Annotated in this window: 11 protein-coding genes and 1 pseudogene; 3 read left to right on the top strand and 9 right to left on the bottom strand. The window is 53.0% G+C overall.

Annotation, left to right across the window (positions count from 1 at the left end):
* The first annotated feature begins 269 nt into the window (after window positions 1-269).
* The gene (locus PSSD_RS09910; protein ID WP_058971105.1) at window positions 270-1,724 is read left to right on the top strand and encodes a PTS fructose transporter subunit IIC; all 1,455 of its coding nucleotides are present in this window, start codon (window positions 270-272) and stop codon (window positions 1,722-1,724) included.
* A 28-nt stretch (window positions 1,725-1,752) separates the two neighbouring features.
* Here PSSD_RS09910 and PSSD_RS09905 read toward each other — a convergent pair whose 3' ends face one another.
* From PSSD_RS09905 to PSSD_RS09890, 4 genes are all read right to left on the bottom strand, one after another.
* On the bottom strand, window positions 1,753-2,985 hold the full coding sequence (locus PSSD_RS09905; protein ID WP_058971102.1) for a multidrug effflux MFS transporter: 1,233 nt from the start codon (window positions 2,983-2,985) through the stop codon (window positions 1,753-1,755).
* Window positions 2,986-3,106: 121 nt separating this feature from the next.
* Entirely contained in the window at window positions 3,107-6,253 is a 3,147-nt protein-coding gene (locus PSSD_RS09900) for an efflux RND transporter permease subunit (RefSeq protein WP_039334152.1), read from the bottom strand.
* Window positions 6,253-7,413, bottom strand: a complete 1,161-nt coding sequence (locus tag PSSD_RS09895; protein ID WP_058971100.1) for an efflux RND transporter periplasmic adaptor subunit — start codon at window positions 7,411-7,413, stop codon at window positions 6,253-6,255. The genes PSSD_RS09900 and PSSD_RS09895 overlap by 1 nt, the downstream gene beginning before the upstream one ends.
* A gap of 36 nt (window positions 7,414-7,449) precedes the next feature.
* Complete coding sequence (locus PSSD_RS09890) at window positions 7,450-7,800, bottom strand: helix-turn-helix domain-containing protein (protein WP_039334157.1); 351 nt, start codon at window positions 7,798-7,800, stop codon at window positions 7,450-7,452.
* A 283-nt stretch (window positions 7,801-8,083) separates the two neighbouring features.
* On the opposite strand from PSSD_RS09890, the gene PSSD_RS09885 reads away from it, so the two are divergent.
* The gene (locus tag PSSD_RS09885; protein WP_039334159.1) at window positions 8,084-8,977 is read left to right on the top strand and encodes a LysR family transcriptional regulator; all 894 of its coding nucleotides are present in this window, start codon (window positions 8,084-8,086) and stop codon (window positions 8,975-8,977) included.
* Between the two features lie 7 nt (window positions 8,978-8,984).
* On the opposite strand, the pseudogene PSSD_RS09880 reads toward PSSD_RS09885, so the two are convergent.
* Both PSSD_RS09880 and PSSD_RS09875 read right to left on the bottom strand, forming a co-directional pair.
* A pseudogene (locus PSSD_RS09880) lies at window positions 8,985-9,673 on the bottom strand (type 1 glutamine amidotransferase domain-containing protein).
* Between the two features lie 13 nt (window positions 9,674-9,686).
* The gene (locus PSSD_RS09875) at window positions 9,687-11,105 is read right to left on the bottom strand and encodes a coniferyl aldehyde dehydrogenase (RefSeq protein WP_039334163.1); all 1,419 of its coding nucleotides are present in this window, start codon (window positions 11,103-11,105) and stop codon (window positions 9,687-9,689) included.
* Between the two features lie 104 nt (window positions 11,106-11,209).
* On the opposite strand from PSSD_RS09875, the gene PSSD_RS09870 reads away from it, so the two are divergent.
* A complete protein-coding gene (locus PSSD_RS09870; protein ID WP_058971097.1) occupies window positions 11,210-12,106 on the top strand; it encodes a LysR family transcriptional regulator in 897 nt (298 codons plus the stop codon).
* A 220-nt stretch (window positions 12,107-12,326) separates the two neighbouring features.
* Here PSSD_RS09870 and mqo read toward each other — a convergent pair whose 3' ends face one another.
* From mqo to PSSD_RS09855, 3 genes are all read right to left on the bottom strand, one after another.
* Complete coding sequence (mqo, locus tag PSSD_RS09865; RefSeq protein WP_039337112.1) at window positions 12,327-13,973, bottom strand: malate dehydrogenase (quinone); 1,647 nt, start codon at window positions 13,971-13,973, stop codon at window positions 12,327-12,329.
* A gap of 282 nt (window positions 13,974-14,255) precedes the next feature.
* On the bottom strand, window positions 14,256-15,644 hold the full coding sequence (locus PSSD_RS09860; protein WP_039337113.1) for an APC family permease: 1,389 nt from the start codon (window positions 15,642-15,644) through the stop codon (window positions 14,256-14,258).
* A 141-nt stretch (window positions 15,645-15,785) separates the two neighbouring features.
* Window positions 15,786-16,622: a helix-turn-helix domain-containing protein gene (locus tag PSSD_RS09855; RefSeq protein ID WP_039337114.1), complete on the bottom strand. Its 837-nt coding sequence runs from the start codon at window positions 16,620-16,622 to the stop codon at window positions 15,786-15,788.
* Between the last annotated feature and the right edge of the window lie 108 nt (window positions 16,623-16,730).

Here is a 16,730-nt window from a genome sequence, read left to right as displayed (position 1 = left end):
GCGAACACCCCGCACGACCATCGTAGGGTTGCCATGTATGGCGACCCAAAACCAGCATTAAACCTTCGGCCTCCAGCGGCTGTAATCCCTATCCCTGATGAAGCCAAATTGTAGTGTTCAATAAAATGTCCACAATCTGCCCAACATTTAGTATTTCGCCCTTCGTTCAATCGTTTTACAACCTTACTCATCGAATAACCAAAAGCCGTCAATAGTGGCGAAGTCGAATAAACGACATCGCGATAATATCGACCATGTGGAGTTTATCAATGAGACTCATTGCCATCACCGCCTGTCCCACAGGCGTCGCGCATACGTATATTGCGGAAGCCAACCTGAAAAAAAGTGCTGCAAAAATGGGTATTGATATTGTGGTGGAAACCCACGGTGCGGTGGAAAGCAAATATCACTTCACAGATGAAGATATTAATAACGCAGATGCGGTATTGATTGCAGCGGATAAAGTGATTGATACAGGCCGTTTTAGTGGCAAACGTATCTTTAAAGTGCCGGTCGCTCGAGCAGCAAAAGATGCCACGGGACTATTAAACAGCATTCTGGATGGCGCGCTTCAGCCCGAAGCGCTTGTTGAGCAGAAAAAGGAAACGACCAAAGACACGCCTCCTCTCACTAACGGTAAATCTATTGTCTCCCAACTCTATGTTCACTTAATCACTGGGGTAAACCTGATGATCCCCTTTGTGGTGGCCGGCGGCATTCTGATTGCCCTCAGTTTTTCTTTCGGCATTACTGCCGCAACGCCAGGTGATGCCCATTTTAGTCCTATCGCCAAAATGCTCTCTGACGTAGGCGGCGGCGCTGCGTTCGCGTTAATGTTGCCCATTCTGTCGCTGGGCATCAGCAAATCTATCAGCGGTAATCTCGGTATTGTCTCCGGCGCCGTGGGCGGTATGCTCGCCGTGCACACTGGTGCAGGTTTCTTAGGCGCACTGTTCGCCGGTTTCCTCGCCGGATATATCACCCTGTTGGTGGTGAAATATATCCAGTTACCGCAGGTGCTCGCGGGATTGAAACCTATTCTGATTGTGCCTTTATTAACGGTGCTACTGACCGGAGCTCTGATGATCCTGGTGATTGGGCAACCGATAAAATTATTACTGGAAGCACTTACCACCTTTTTACAAAGCATGGGCAATATGAATGCGGCTGTGATGGGGATGATCATTGGCGTCATGGTGGCATTTGATATGGGTGGGCCGCTAAATAAAACCGTCTGCATGTTTGCCATTGGATTAATGTCGACAGGAATATATGAACCGATCGCGGCGTGTATGGCCGCGGGCATGGTGCCACCCATTGGCATTGCGCTGACGACAACACTGTTTAAACGTAAATTCAGCGCACAAGAGCGTGAAACCGGAAAAGTGACCTATGTATTAGGACTCTCTTTTATTACTGAGGGCGCGATTCCTTATGCCGTATCCGATCCACTGCGCGTCATTCCTGCAATATGTGCCGGGTCTGGCCTGGCCGGTGCGCTCTCCATGGGACTCGGGTGCGCTTCTCGTGCACCGCACGGCGGCGTGTTCGTGCTGTTTATCCCCAACGTCATTACGCATGTACTGGCCTATATGTTTGCCATCGCTGCGGGGGCGTTACTCACCGCGGTTATTCTGCGCGTGATAAAAAAAGATGTGACTCAGCCCGAAACAGAAAGTATGGCGTCGGTGAGTCAAACTAAGGAATCTCTTGAGCGAGGATAAATAATGAAGGGCGATCATTCGCCCTTCATTATGACTGCGCCCTGGCGTCGATTGACGCTTTTGGCATGTGTGGTCTGCGCCCGCCAAGCGTGATCAAGAAACTGAGCAGCGTGAAAACCGTCATAATGCCGACCATGATCCACGGCGTGCCGTTATTCAGCCATGCCAACAGCAAGGATGAAATAATCCCACTTCCGTATTGCAACGAACCGATCAGCGCGGAAGCCGATCCCGCTGCATTAGGCACTGCATCCAGCGCTGCCGCCGTTGCGGAAGCAGCAATGATGCCGTTCATGGAGAAGAACACAAAAATACAGATCGCCAGCGCGGCGATGGCAGTGGGGTGTGTTTTCAGCATCACGCACATCATTAGCGTCATCATGGCGGCGATAAAAGAGGCACCTTTCAGCAGGGTCTCAAGTTTGACCTTTTGCACTAAACGTTTATTCAGAGTGCTAATCGCCACCAAACCCAAAATATTGACGGCGAATAACCAACCATAGTGCTGCGGGTCAACGCCGAAATAGCTGATGTAGACCGCAGGTGAGCCCACGATAAAAGCATAGGCCGCCACGTAATAAAAGGTCACGCACAGGGTGAAACGCATGTAACTCTTATTACCCAGCAAGGTCAGGTAATTCGAAAATGCGTGCCCCAGTGAAGCTTTTACGCGTTTTTCCAGCGGTAATGTTTCCGGAAGCCACATTAGAGAGCAGAACATCAGTACGCCCACCAGCGCCAGGAACCAGAAGATCACCGGCCACTGCGAATAGCGAATAATCTGCCCACCCAACAGCGGGCCAGCGATGGGTGCAATCGCCATAACAATAATCAACGTGGACAGCATTTGTGCGGCGCGTGTCCGGGTAAAAAGATCACGGATCATCGCGCGCGCCAGCATCGGGCCGGTACAGGCACCGGCAGCCTGAATGACCCGCCAAAAGACGATCTGAATCATGTCAGTCGAGAGGGCGCAGCCCGCTGATCCCACGGCAAAAATGACCATGCCGATGTAGAGCGGTTTTTTGCGGCCCAACTGGTCACTAATGGGCCCCCAAATGAGCTGTGCGATGGCAAAGCCAATCAGAAATCCCGTCACTGTCAGTTCTGAATCACCGTGCAGTGCCGCGGACATAGCCGGCATGGCGGGCAAATAAATATCGGTTGAGAGCGAGGTAAATGCCATCAACGCACTCAGAATCACGATAAACGCGATGCCGGTTTTGAAATCGGGAGGATGGGTAACGGTTTTAATGTCCATGGTGTCTTTAATTGAGTGATAACAATGCGTGCAGGATGAAGTGACAGCCCGGCTTACTGTAACAAAGCCGGGCTGCGTTGATTAGTGACGAAAATCAGCTTGAACCTATGAATTTAAATCATCAATCCATAGCGTATTCATCTTCATCCTCCTCTTCGGCTTTACGCCCAGCAAAGCGGTTGCGCACCACCACGAAAAATACTGGAACAAAGAAAATCGCCAGCAGCGTAGCGGCAACCATGCCACCGATCACCCCGGTGCCCACCGCATTTTGCGCGCCCGACCCGGCACCCGAACTGAGCGCCAGTGGCAAAACGCCAAGGATAAAGGCCAGTGAGGTCATCAAAATCGGACGTAAACGCATACGCGCCGCATCCAGCGTGGCTTCGATCACGCCTTTGCCTTCGATCTCAATCTGATCTTTGGCGAATTCGACGATCAAAATGGCGTTCTTTGCCGACAGCCCAATGGTGGTCAGCAGGCCGACCACAAAGTAGACATCGTTGCTCAGTCCTCGTAACAGAGTGGCCAGTAACGCACCCAAGACACCCAGCGGCACCACCAGCATCACGGAGAACGGAATGGACCAACTTTCATACAGCGCGGCCAGACACAAGAACACCACGATGAGGGACAGTGCGTAAAGCGCTGGGGCTTGCTCGCCCGTCATGCGCTCTTGATAAGACATACCGGTCCAGTCGAAACCGATGCCGGAGGGCAGTTGTTGTGCTAACTGTTCCATCAGCGCCATGGCTTCACCTGAACTTTTGCCCGGCGCAGGCTGCCCGAGAATTTCCAGTGAGGACAAACCATTGTAACGCTCCAGCCGCGGTGAACCGTAAACCCATTCGGCGGTGGCGAAACTGGCAAAAGGCACCATTTTTCCGTTGCTGGCACGGACATACCAGTCATTAATGTCTTTTGGCATCATGCGCCAGGGCGCATCACTCATGACGTAGACCTTTTTCACACGGCCATGATCGACAAAGTCGTTCACGTAACTGCCGCCCCAGGCGCTGCTCAGGGTGGTGTTGATGTCGGAAAGATCAACGCCGAGTGCTGTGGCCTTCTCCTGGTCGATATTGAGTTTGAACTGCGGGCTGTCTTCCATGCCGTTAGGGCGCACAGCCGCCAGCGTCTCAGGATGCTGACGCGCCAGTTCCAGTAGTTGATTGCGTGCCTGCAACAGCTTGTCATGCCCGAGACTACCCTGATCAATCAACTCAAAATCAAATCCGGTGGCATTACCCAGCGCAATGATTGGCGGCAGATTAAACGCCACCACATTGCCATCTAAAATTTTGCTGAATGCTTGGGCAGCGCGGCTGACGATGCCATCGACCTTATTGCTGTCACCGGGGCGCAGCGACCAATCTTTCAGGCCGATAAAGGCGATCCCCACATTCTGGCCACGCCCTGCAAAGCCGAAACCGTTAACGGTTAATACGTTCTCAACGTTGTCTTTCTCATGAGTCAGATAGTAGTCGTTAACCTGATCCAGTACCGCTTGGGTGCGTTCCTGCGTGGCACCGGCCGGCAGTATGGCCTGAGTCGCGAGAACACCCTGGTCTTCAGATGGCAAAAATGAGGTGGGAAGGCGCATAAATAGCACCGCCATACCACCCACCAGTAGCGCATAGATCAGCAAAAAACGACCGCTGCGATGCAGCATCCGCGCCACAACGTTGCTGTAGTGGTGGCTGCTCTGGTCAAACTTACGGTTAAACCAGGCAAAAAAACCGCGCTGTTGTCCGTGGGTGCCCGGCTTAATCGGCTTCAGGATAGTGACGCAGAGGGCTGGCGTCAGGATCAGCGCCACCAGCACCGACAGCACCATCGCTGAGACAATCGTGATGGAGAACTGGCGATAGATCACCCCAGTACTGCCGCCGAAGAAGGCCATCGGCACAAAGACCGCCGAGAGCACCAGCGCAATCCCCACTAAGGCTCCCTGAATCTGGCCCATGGATTTGCGTGTGGCCGCTTTAGGTCTTAATCCCTCTTCTGCCATCACGCGCTCGACGTTCTCAACCACCACAATGGCATCATCGACCAATAGCCCGATGGCCAACACCATGCCGAACATGGTGAGGGTATTTATCGAGTAACCAAACGCGCTAAGAATGCCGAAGGTACCCAGTAATACCACCGGTACGGCAATGGTCGGGATCAGCGTGGCGCGCAGGTTCTGCAGGAACAGATACATCACCAGAAACACCAACACGATGGCTTCAAACAGGGTCTTCACCACCTCATGAATTGAGATGCTGATGAACGGCGTGGTGTCGTAGGGATACACCACTTTCAGCCCCTGAGGGAAATAGGGCTTCAGTTGATTGATGCGCGCGCGAATGGCATTCGCTGTATCCAGTGCATTGGCACCGCTGGCTAGCTGAATGCCTAAAGCAGACGCCGGTTTCCCATTGATCTTCACAACAAAGTTGTAGTTCTCACCGCCGCGTTCAATGCGCGCAACATCGTGCAGACGCACCTGTGAGCCGTCATTGTTCACTTTCAGCAGAATGTTGCCGAACTCTTCCGGTGAGGTGAGGCGCGTCTGCGCAATGATTGAAGCGTTGAGCTGCTGGCCTTTAACCGGAGGCGCCCCACCAAGCTGCCCGGCTGCCACCTGCGCATTCTGGGTGCGGATCATACTCATCACATCCACCGGGGTGAGCTGATAATTGTTGAGTTTGTTGGGATCGAGCCAGATGCGCATCGCGTATTGCGAGCCAAACAGCGTGGTATCGCCTACGCCGTTAATGCGGCTGATGGGATCTTTCAGGTTTGCCGCCACGTAATCCGCAATGTCCTCCATGCTCATGCGGCCACTTTCATCGACAAAGCCGGGCACGAGGAAAAACACGCTAGAGGATTTACGCACGGTGATCCCTTGCTGCTGCACTTCCTGCGGCAACAGGGGCGTGGCGAGTTGCAGCTTATTCTGCACCTGCACTTGAGCGATATCCGCATCGGTGCCGTTTTCAAACGACAGCGTCAACTGCAGGGTGCCCGATGAGTCGCTGGTCGAGGACATGTACATCAGGCCATCCAGCCCACTCATATTTTGCTCAATCACCTGCGTCACACTGTTCTGCAAGGTGGTGGCATCCGCGCCGGGATAGGTGGCACGGATTTGCACCGCCGTGGGGGCGACATCGGGATATTGTTCCACTGGCAATTTTAGGATAGAAATCGCCCCGGCAAGCATCACAATAATGGCTAACACCCAGGCAAAAATGGGTCGATCAATAAAAAAACGTGACATCAGTGAGCGCTCCCGGTTGGGGTAGGAAGGGTGACGGGATGCACCACCATGCCCGGCTGTGCGCGCTGCAAGCCAGATACAATCACGCGTTCGCCTGCCTCAACGCCGCCACTGACACGCCATGCGTCGCCAACGGCTTCAGCCACGCTTATCGCTCGCACTTCTACTTTGTCATCGGCGCCCACCACTAACGTGGTGGCTTGCCCGCGCGGTGTGCGAGTCACAGCCTGCTGCGGGATCAGCAATGCTTGTGGGTCGCGCCCCTCATCCAACTGGGCACGCACAAACATGCCCGGCAGCAGTTGATGTTCAGGGTTGGGTACGATGGCTCGCAGGGTGATGGCGCCGGTGGTGGCATCGACCGTGACATCAGAGAAGGCCAGGGTGCCGCTGTGGGGGTAGAGGGAACCATCACTAAACACTACGTTGACCTGGGTTTTTCCGCTGTTCTGCTGAAGGTGACCGCTGGAGAAGGCTTGCTGCAGATGCAGGAAATCGTCACTGGATTGGGTGACATCGACATACAAAGGATCGAGTTGTTGCACCGTGGCCAGTGCGTCGGTTTGTCCACTTTGCACTAACGCACCTTCGGTGACGGATGAGCGTCCAATGCGTCCGCTGATGGGCGATTTAAGCGTGCTCCAGAGCAGATTAATGCGTGCTGACTCTGTCGCGGCGAGTTGGGCATCCACCGCCGCTCGGGTTTGTGCGGCGGTGGCCTGTGCCTGATCGACCTCCTGACGGCTGACATATTGCGTATCGCCCAGTGAGCGGTAACGCGTCAACGTGAGTTGGGCGATACGTGCATTCGCCTCAGCTTGTGAAAGTGCCGCACGGGCACTGTCATAGCTGGCGCGAAAGGGTGCTGGATCAATCTGATACAGGGTTTGACCTGCCACCACATCGCTGCCTTCGCGGAAAGCGCGTTGTAATACGATGCCAGAGACTTGCGGGCGGATTTCTGCTACACGGAAAGCGGAGGTGCGGCCAGGCAACTCAGTGGTGATGGCTAATGCTGTCGCTTGCAAGGTCATCACCTGTACATCCGGAGCCGACGAGGTGGCGGAAGAGGGCGCGGATGCGGCATCGCAGCCGGTTAATAACAAAGTAAATGACGCGCATAGCAAAGCCAGCGGCTTAATTGCCACGGTGTGGGGCATTCTGATTTTCTCCCGGAGGCCGGTCGTGAAGGTGAATTACACCTGGAAAGGGAACTTTTGTGCGTTTAATCGCCGCCAGGTGGCTGGCGGTACGCGATATTTTCTGACAAATGAGCGGGTGAATGACTGTTGCGAGTCATAGCCGTATTTCATTGAGATATCGATGACTGCGTCATTGCTGTTAATTAAGTCTTCAGCGGCCAACGCCAGTTTTTTATCGCGAATGTAATTGCCTAAACTGATATGCATGATGCGCTGAAATATGCGCTGCAAATGCCATTTTGAATATCCCGCGCGTTGCGCCACCTCTTCAATTTTCAGCGGTTGGCGCAGATGGTCATCAATCCATACAATCAGGTCTTGAATGAGGATTTCATGTCTGTCCATGTTTGCGGCCTCAGTTAACGTCGAGTCTCTGACTTCTGCTCAACAGGCTCAGAGACCGACTAACAGTATCATTACAAAGTACATTTAATTAGAGGTGAAACCGCGATAAGCGCTATGAACCTCATTCATTAATTACAAGGAAAAATACAGGCGCATGGCTTCATGAGTTGATGGGTGTCACAATTTAACGCTTTGTGCCGTACTACTCGTGAAAGTCCCACATATATTTCAGGTTATGTATATTGTTTTGCCGCACGACAGCTAAACCGAAAAGGATAAAACCATGCTGAGGGAAAACTTTAATGATCTCACCTACCTGGTGGTGGTGGCGCGTGAACAGAGTTTTACGCGTGCTGCGGCTAAGCTCGGCGTTTCCCAATCGGCGTTAAGCCACGCCATTCGCGGGTTAGAAGAGCGCCTCAATACGCGTTTGTTAACCCGCACGACGCGTAGCGTCGCGGCGACAGAAGCGGGTGAGCAGCTGATTAAAAGCGTTGAGCCGATGATCGTTGATATTGAAAAAGCCCTGCAGGACTTAGTCGCTAATCAAGGGAAACCGACGGGGACGATTCGTATTACGGCGGGTGAACATGCGCTATCAACCACTTTATGGCCCTTACTAAAACCCTTCCTGCTGCAATATCCCGAGGTGAAAGTTGAGCTGTCGGTGGATAACACCCTGACGGATATTGTCAGCGGCCGTTTTGATGCCGGTGTGCGCTTAGGTGAACAGGTTGAAAAAGATATGGTCGCGGTGCGCATTGGCCCGGACTGGAGTATGGCGATTGTTGCCACTCCTGAATATTTTGCCGAAAACGGTAAGCCGCAAACGCCTTATGAATTGCAAAATCACAGTTGCATTAATATGCGCTTGCCCACATTAGGCGGATTATATAACTGGGAATTCACCAAAGACGGCAAAGAAATTCGCGTCAAAGTCGAAGGGCAACTGATATTTAATAACCTGTCATCGCGCATTGATGCCGCGCTTTCTGGCATGGGGATCGCCTGTGTGCCAGAAGATGCGGTCCGCGATCTGATTGAACAAGGGCGTTTACAGCGGGTGTTGCAGGACTGGAGTGAGCCTTTTAGCGGCTATTACCTCTATTATCCCAGCCGCAAACAGCACACCGCCGCCTTTGCTAAATTGCTGGAGGCGGTGCGCTATCAGGGCTGAATCAGGCTTATGGGCGCTGTGCAGCCAACTGCATAAGCAGGGCTTTTGCCACGTCTTCTGAACTTGCCGGGTTTTGCCCCGTCACCAGATGACCGTCCTGCACCACGAAAGGTGCCCAGTCAGCTCCTTTTTGATAGTGCGCACCCAGTTTGATGAACTCATCTTCAATCAGGAAAGGCACGACGTCAGTCAGTTCTACCGCGGCTTCTTCACTGTTAGTGAACCCAGTGACCTTTTTGCCCTGAATCAGCGGAGCACCGTTAGCGGCCTTAACATGACGCAGCGCGCCTGGCGCATGGCAGACAAAGCCAATCGGTTTGCCTGCGCGATCAAAGGACTCGATCAACTGGATGGAGTCAGCTGACTCTGCCAGATCCCACAAGGGTCCATGACCACCTGGATAAAATACGGTATCGAAATCGTGCTGATTGACGCTGCTCAGTTTAACGGTGGTGGCCAGCGCCTGCTGAGCCGCCGCGTCAGATTTAAAGCGTGCAGTCATCTCGGTCTGAAATTCGGGTAAATCACTTTTAGGATCAAGCGGCGGCTGTCCACCCGCTGGCGAGGCCAGGACCACATTAGCCCCGGCATCTTTAAAGACGAAATAGGGCGCGGCAAACTCTTCCAGCCAAAATCCGGTTTTTTGCCGGTGTTGCCCAGTTCAGCGTGCGACGTCAGAACCATCAAAATTTTCATTTTCAATCCTCAATTAATATTGGTTATTCAGCAGATCGGTCAGGGCCGCGCTTTTGTCCTGATAAGGCGCGCGCAACCGTAAATTGGTGGTGCCGGCTGCATCCTGAATCACAACCGGTTTAGCGTGACTGAAACGACGGAAACCATGTATGCCGTGGTAAGCGCCGATACCCGATGCCCCAACGCCACCGAATGGCAGGCTGTCGAGAGAAGCATGGGTCATGACATCGTTTATCACCAGTGCGCCGGAGGTGGTGTGCTGTGCCATTTGTTGCTGACGCTGCACATCATCACCAAAGTAATAGGCTGCCAGCGGGCGGGGGTGCGCATTGATGTAGCCTATCGCCTGCTGTAGATCACCACTGTAGGTTTTGACTGGCAGCAACGGGCCAAAGATCTCTTCCTGCATCACCGCCATCTCTTCAGTCACATCCAGAATCAGATGCGGAGCGATTTTGCGGCACTGTGCATCAAAGTCAGGTTCACCGGCCGGTGCCAGACTGATGACGCGAGCGCCTTTGTTGCGCGCATCCTTAATCAGATCGATCAGCCGCTGATAGTGACGATCGCTGATGATGGCGGTGTAATCCTCGTTAGCCTGTAGCGCAGGGAAGGCCTGCTGCATAAATTGCTGAGTCGCAGCGATGAAATCACCTTCAGCCTCCTGCGGGAGCAGCAGGTAATCGGGGGAGATACAGATTTGCCCGGCGTTGAAGGTTTTAATCGTCAGCGTTCTGGCAGCCGCGATGGCCACATCGGCATCAACGTCCACCACCACTGGAGATTTCCCGCCAAGCTCTAAGGTCACAGGCACCAGGTTTTCCGCTGCTGCGCGCATCACATGTTTGCCAACAGCGGTACTGCCGGTGAAGACCAGGTGGTCGAATGGCAGGGCGCTAAAAGCCTGGCCGACGCTGGCATCACCGAGCACCACCGTCAGTTCTTCGGCCGCGAAATAACGCGGTACTAATTCCGCTAATAGCTCAGACGTTTTGGGCGTTAACTCGGAGGGTTTTAGCATCGCGGTGTTGCCCGCGGCAAACACGCCCGCCAACGGACCAAAGGCCAGGTTAATCGGGAAATTCCACGGGCTGATGATGCCCACGACGCCCAGCGGTTGCGGCTCAATACGCGCCTGCATCCCGGCGAGCGGGACTTCCGCGATTTCTGGTTGCATCCACTGCTCCAGATGCTCTGCCGCATGCTGCAACATATTGATGGTGGTCATCAGGTCGGCGGCCTGGGTCTGGTAGGCACTGCGATGGCCAAAATCGGCGCTAATGGCGTGATTTAAAGCCTGGTGATTCTCCCGGATTAACGCAACGCTGCGCAGTAAACGGTCGCGGCGCAAGGCAGCTGATGCCGGAGGTGTCTGGAGATGTGCCTGCTTCATGGTGTGCAGTACACGTTGTAAATCTTGTTGGAGTGGCATGTTCTTTTCCTGTGTGTTTCACGATGCAGGCAGCTTACCCGTGCTGGCGTTTGGCGGCTAACAAGGCTATTTTGGCAGGGGTATAAATTAATTTATGGGGCTATATGTCGCTGGTTCGCCTACGTACTTTTATGGAAGTGTATCGGCAGCGCTCAATTTCTGGTGCGGCCCGCGCACTGAATCTGACTCAACCGGCAGTATCGCAACACATCAGTGGGTTGGAAGTCGCTGTCGGAAGGCCGCTGTTTGAACGTCAGGTGCATGGCGTGACCCCTACCGCCGTTGCAGACGATCTGGCCGCTGATATTGGCAACTCACTGGATACTGCCGAGTCTGCATTATCATCCGCTCGCGCCCGTTCCATGGATGTGGGCGGCACGTTGCAGATTATCGGGCATGCCGATTTTATGGCGGAGAAGTTGGCGGGTGAACTGCTCCCGCTGCTGGAGAGCGGGATCCGCGTGCATATGCACACCGGTGATGGTCCGCTGGTGTCACAAATGGTGATAGAAGGGCATTGCGATCTCGGTATTACGGCACACCCGGTCACGGATTCGCGTTTGAAAGGCGAGGTGATATTTCGCGATCGGGTGATTGCCGTTGCGGCCCCGGCGGTGGCGGCGCGATTAGCGCAAAGCGATGATTTCGCGGCCGACTTGATCAAAGAGCCACTGTTGGCTTACGACCTGAAACTGTCATTGATTGACCATTGGCTGGATAAAAATCGCATCAAATATCATACACTGTTGCCTGCAATGGTCGGCCAAGATTTGCGCGGGCAACGCAGCTTGCTCAGTCGCGGTTTTGGCTGGTCGGTGATGCCACAATTTTTATGTCAGGCGCAGATCGAGCAGGGCGAATTGGTCTGTTTAACCGCACCGGTGGGTGACACCGAGATCTGCTATAACCTGATCTGGTTACCAAGCGCCCTGCGTCAACCCCGGGTGGCGCATGCGCGGCAAGCGCTGGTGTGGGGATTGAATAATGGAAAGGTCATGTAATGTTTGTTAGTTAAACGACTGGTGATAACGCCGTCTGGGACCGCCTGCCCCGGTGCGGTCCCAGCCTGCTCATCAGCTTCAGTGCGTGTTGCCAAAAAGGGCACTTTGCCTTAAGCCAAGACGCCTCTGCTATACCATCAGCGCTACACTGAAAATACATAACAAAAAGGCTACCCCTTGTGAAAAGGGTAGCCTTGATTAAGCGTGGTAGAAGCGGTGGTTACAGCGCCATATCCTGCTTAGCGGATTCCGCACGCGGTTTTGCCTGCGTGGGTGCGACTGACTGGTCACCCATGTTAATCACTGGCGGTTTGGTCAACTGCAGGGTCGCTGCGGTGTTGTCCCATACCTGCTGAGTCAGCGCAGTATTACCATTCAGTTTCTGACCAAAGCTTGGGATGATCGCGCGGATCTTCTCTTGCCACTCTGGTGAAGCGAACTGCTCTGGGAACAACTTCTTCATCACGTCGAGGGTGATCGGTGCAGCAGTGGATGCACCCGGTGAAGCGCCCAGCAGAGCCGCGATGGTTTTCTGCTGATCGGTCACAATTTCCGTACCCAGTTTCAGCACGCCACCTTTCTCGGCATCTTTCTTAATGATCTGCACACGCTGGCCCGCTTGAATCAGTTTCCAGTCTTCTTTACGTGCGTTTGGATAGTACTCTTTCAGCGCCGCGAAGCGATCGTCGTCATTCAGCATCACCTGACCAATCAGGTATTTCACCAGGTCAAAGTTATCAATGCCCACGTGGGTCATCGGCATGATGTTGCTGGTGGTGGTGGCGCTCAGCAGATCAAACAGTGAACCGTTTTTCAGGTATTTGGTGGAGAAGGTCGCGAACGGCCCAAACAGCACCACTTTTTTACCATCCAGGTTACGCGCATCGATGTGGGGAACGGACATCGGTGGTGCACCTACAGAAGCCTGGCCGTAAACTTTCTCTAGATGGCGGTTCGCCACCTCTGGGTTCTCGGTCATCAGGAATGAACCACCCACCGGGAAGCCACCGTAGTTGTCAGCTTCTGGAATACCGGTCTTCTGCAGCAGTTTGATGGCTGCGCCGCCTGCACCGATAAACACATATTTCGCGTCAACAGCGCGATTTTCACCGCTCTTCACGTCTTTAATGGTGACGTGCCACGAGTTATCGCTGTTACGTTTGAAATCAGTAACTTCAGAGGAGGTTTCCAGTTTGAAGTTCTGATCCTTTTTCAGGCTACCGATCAGCTGACGGGTGATTTCGCCATAGTTAACATCGGTTCCAACTGGCGTCCAGGTTGCCGCGACTTTCTGATTCGGGTCACGACCTTCCATTACCAGCGGCGCCCACTGCTCGATCTGCTTGTGATCGGTAGAGAACTTCATGCCTTGGAACAGGGTGGTTTTCTGCAGCGCATCATAACGCTTGGTCAGATACTCGACATTTTTGTCGCCCCAAACGAAGCTCATGTGCGGGGTAGAGTTGATGAATGAACGAGGATCGTGCATCACACCACGCTGTACCTGCGAAGTCCAGAACTGGCGAGAAATCATGAAAGCTTCGTTGATTTCCAGCGCTTTGCTCACGTCGATTGAACCGTCTGCACGCTCTGGCGTGTAGTTCAGCTCCATGTTAGCCGAGTGGCCGGTACCGGCGTTGTTCCAGCCGTTAGAAGATTCCAGCGCGACGCCATCGAGACGCTCTACCATCAGCTGTTTCCAGCCTGGCTGTAACTCTTGCAGCCAGGTACCGAGGGAAGCGCTCATGACGCCGCCGCCGATCAACAAGACATCGGTTTTTTCCGGTGCGGTGTCTGCATGAACCACTGAAGAGACAAGCAGTGCTGCCAGGGAAAGGGCAGGCACGATTTTTTTGGTATGAGTCATTCTGATCCTGATCTTTGTACTTTGCAGGTGAACGTTAAAATTTCGGTTTGCAAATTAAAAGATTGTTACGAAAAGATTAACTTGTTTTTAGTTAATTAAGTATTGGTGTTAATTACTTAACTTACATAAAAGAGAGTTGGCGGAAATTTAAACAATGAACAAGAAGAGAGGGGACATATATCCGCTTGTAGAACGCGGTTATTCTTTATATCTGGCAAAATGACTTAGGTCAAATAAAACGCTTGCTGCGGTTAAACATCGGTTCAGCAAGCGTTTATCTTTTTAGACTCGCAGCTTCACACCGCGTTTAATTGACATGCCATATCCCGCCAGTGCACAGCCGGCAATAATCCACGGAATCCATTGCACAATGCGGGAATCACTGCCGCTCAATGATTGCAAATTATTCACCACCAAAATGATGGTAATGGTCATACACACCATCGAAAGTAACGGTGCCCAGAACACGGTAAAGCGACTGTCGTCAGTCTTAACGCGGCGGAAAAACAGCACTACCGCGGCAGAAACGCCCAGTTGTAAAACAAGAATGCACAATGTTGCCACGGCGGAGCCAATCGCGAAAATATGCACCATCGGATCGAGGCCCGCACTGCCCATGCCCGCCAGTAGCATCAGCATAATCACGCTGTGAACGTGGCTGGCATTGTGCGGCGTACCGTTGGTGGGATGGGTTTTGCACAGCTCTTTCCAGATCAATCCATCACGGCTGATACTGAACAAGTAACGCGATATGTTGTTATGGAACGCCAGCGCAGCCGCAAACAAACTGGTGATCAGCAACACCGACATGGTTTCAACTGCCCACTGCCCGACATATTGCCGCGTGATGTTGAACACAAAGTTACCCGGGTCTTTGCTGGCAATCGCCACAATCTGGTCAAAACCATAGGCCTGCACTAATGACCAACTGGTGAAACAGAAGAAAGCCGTAATTAATAGCAGGGCGCAGACCGTCGCGCGTGGCACAGTTTTCTGTGGGTCACGACACTCCTCGGCATAGATGGCAGTGGATTCAAAACCAATAAACGCCGCGATGGTGAAAATAAACGCGATGCCCAAATTACCCTGCATAAATACCGACGGTTCAAACGACTGGAACGTATAAGGGCCGACTTTTTTAATGAGCAACATGACGTCGGTTAACAGGACGATGGCCACTTCCGCTAACATCAATATACCCAGTAACTTGCCACCGACCTCGACCCGTTTAATACTGAGCATCCAGCAGATTAACACCGCCAGCATGCTCAGTGCCCACCAGGGAATATGGGTGGAAAAGTGCTCTTCAATAAATAATTGCGTGAAGAATCCCAGCATGGCAACAATCGCAATCTGAATGGAAATATACGCCATCACGGCCAGCACCGAGGCTGACGCACCCCAATTTTCCCCCATGCCCTTTGATATATAGGTATAAAACGCACCCGCATTGTTGACGTGGCGGCTCATCGCAATAAACCCCACCGCGAACAACATTAATATGATGCAGGAGAGAATATAGAAAACCGGAATCCCGCCCCCGTTACCGGAGATGATGGCCACCGGTAAACCTCCTACTACGCCCGTTAAAGGCGAAGCAGCTGCGACAACAAAAAAGACCAGAGAAAATAAACCCAACGTATTTTTGCGTAAGCCTGAATCCGTATTCATCGCCAATGCCCTCAACAGCAGGAGAAATTTCTCAGGCAGTCTGTGCCGCCTGAGGCAGGTAACGTAGCTGCATCATTTCTCAGTCTTGAGGCTATCGGATAGAAAAAATCGGACAGTCGCGCAGTGCAACGTTGCACCCTTTTAGTGCTCGGTAAAACGCAGCCGATGGAAATAGTCATCGTGGGCAATTCTGCGCTGATAGTCGCAGGGCGTGGTGCTGACAAACTTTTTAAACTCACGCAGGAAGTGGGACTGGTCACTGAATCCCAGGTCAAACGCCAGGTCACTGAATGACAGTTCCTGCCGTGAATGAATAGTGTTGATGGCTGACTGGCAGCGCAGAATACGACTGAATGCTTTCGGTGACAGCCCGGTGTCCTGGCGGAACTGGCGCTGGATGGTGCGGCAAGAGTATCCGGTTAAGGCTTCCAGCTGATCAACGCGGATGTTGCCATTTAATTTCCGCATGGTCTGAATAATCAATGAGGTGACGGAGGAGGCTTTACGCACCAGACGTGGCGTAAAGTGCGCATTAAACAACGCAATCTGCCGGGAGAAATCACGCGCTTGCACGATTTGCTCGAAAGCCAGACGCGCATCCGGCACCACATCGAGAAAACTGAATTCACTGTCAGGGATTTCCTCAGCCATCACGTCGAGAAAGTCAGGAATGATGCCCGGCGCAAAGCGTACGCCAAAATAGTGATGGTTATGCTGCATATCTGCGCCACGCGCCTCCAGCGTGGTGCCGCAAACGCGGGCGCTGGGATGTTGTGCATCGCAGTCAAACACAATATCAACACATCCGTCCGGTATGGCCAGCGTCATGCTGGCATGCTGCGCCACTTCAAAACTGTAGAAGTGGGAGATCGCCGGGTTATCTGAGGCAATCAACGAATAATGCTGCGCGGCATTCAGCACAAACCATGGCTGTTCAGGTTGAAATCCGCGATGTCGATACAGAGGAAAGTGTGTCATGGCGCGTTCCGGTGCAGGCGTTATCTGCGTTGAGTAATGCAAGCCCTGTGCCACAGCCCGAGGATTTCCCTGTCGCAAATATTCAATACAGCCTGTTTCTGGCGCGTT

Source organism: Type-D symbiont of Plautia stali, from assembly GCF_001485335.1.
Classification (GTDB): domain Bacteria; phylum Pseudomonadota; class Gammaproteobacteria; order Enterobacterales; family Enterobacteriaceae; genus Pantoea; species Pantoea vagans_C.
This window is presented reverse-complemented; position numbering and strand designations above follow the sequence as displayed.

Coding starts and splice junctions, on each gene's coding strand:
- PSSD_RS09910 (WP_058971105.1), top strand. CDS start 270: ATGAGACTCATTGCCATCACCGCCTGTCCCACAGGCGTCGCGCATACG.
- PSSD_RS09905 (WP_058971102.1), bottom strand. CDS start 2,985: ATGGACATTAAAACCGTTACCCATCCTCCCGATTTCAAAACCGGCATC.
- PSSD_RS09900 (WP_039334152.1), bottom strand. CDS start 6,253: ATGTCACGTTTTTTTATTGATCGACCCATTTTTGCCTGGGTGTTAGCC.
- PSSD_RS09895 (WP_058971100.1), bottom strand. CDS start 7,413: ATGCCCCACACCGTGGCAATTAAGCCGCTGGCTTTGCTATGCGCGTCA.
- PSSD_RS09890 (WP_039334157.1), bottom strand. CDS start 7,800: ATGGACAGACATGAAATCCTCATTCAAGACCTGATTGTATGGATTGAT.
- PSSD_RS09885 (WP_039334159.1), top strand. CDS start 8,084: ATGCTGAGGGAAAACTTTAATGATCTCACCTACCTGGTGGTGGTGGCG.
- PSSD_RS09875 (WP_039334163.1), bottom strand. CDS start 11,105: ATGCCACTCCAACAAGATTTACAACGTGTACTGCACACCATGAAGCAG.
- PSSD_RS09870 (WP_058971097.1), top strand. CDS start 11,210: ATGTCGCTGGTTCGCCTACGTACTTTTATGGAAGTGTATCGGCAGCGC.
- mqo (WP_039337112.1), bottom strand. CDS start 13,973: ATGACTCATACCAAAAAAATCGTGCCTGCCCTTTCCCTGGCAGCACTG.
- PSSD_RS09860 (WP_039337113.1), bottom strand. CDS start 15,644: ATGAATACGGATTCAGGCTTACGCAAAAATACGTTGGGTTTATTTTCT.
- PSSD_RS09855 (WP_039337114.1), bottom strand. CDS start 16,622: ATGACACACTTTCCTCTGTATCGACATCGCGGATTTCAACCTGAACAG.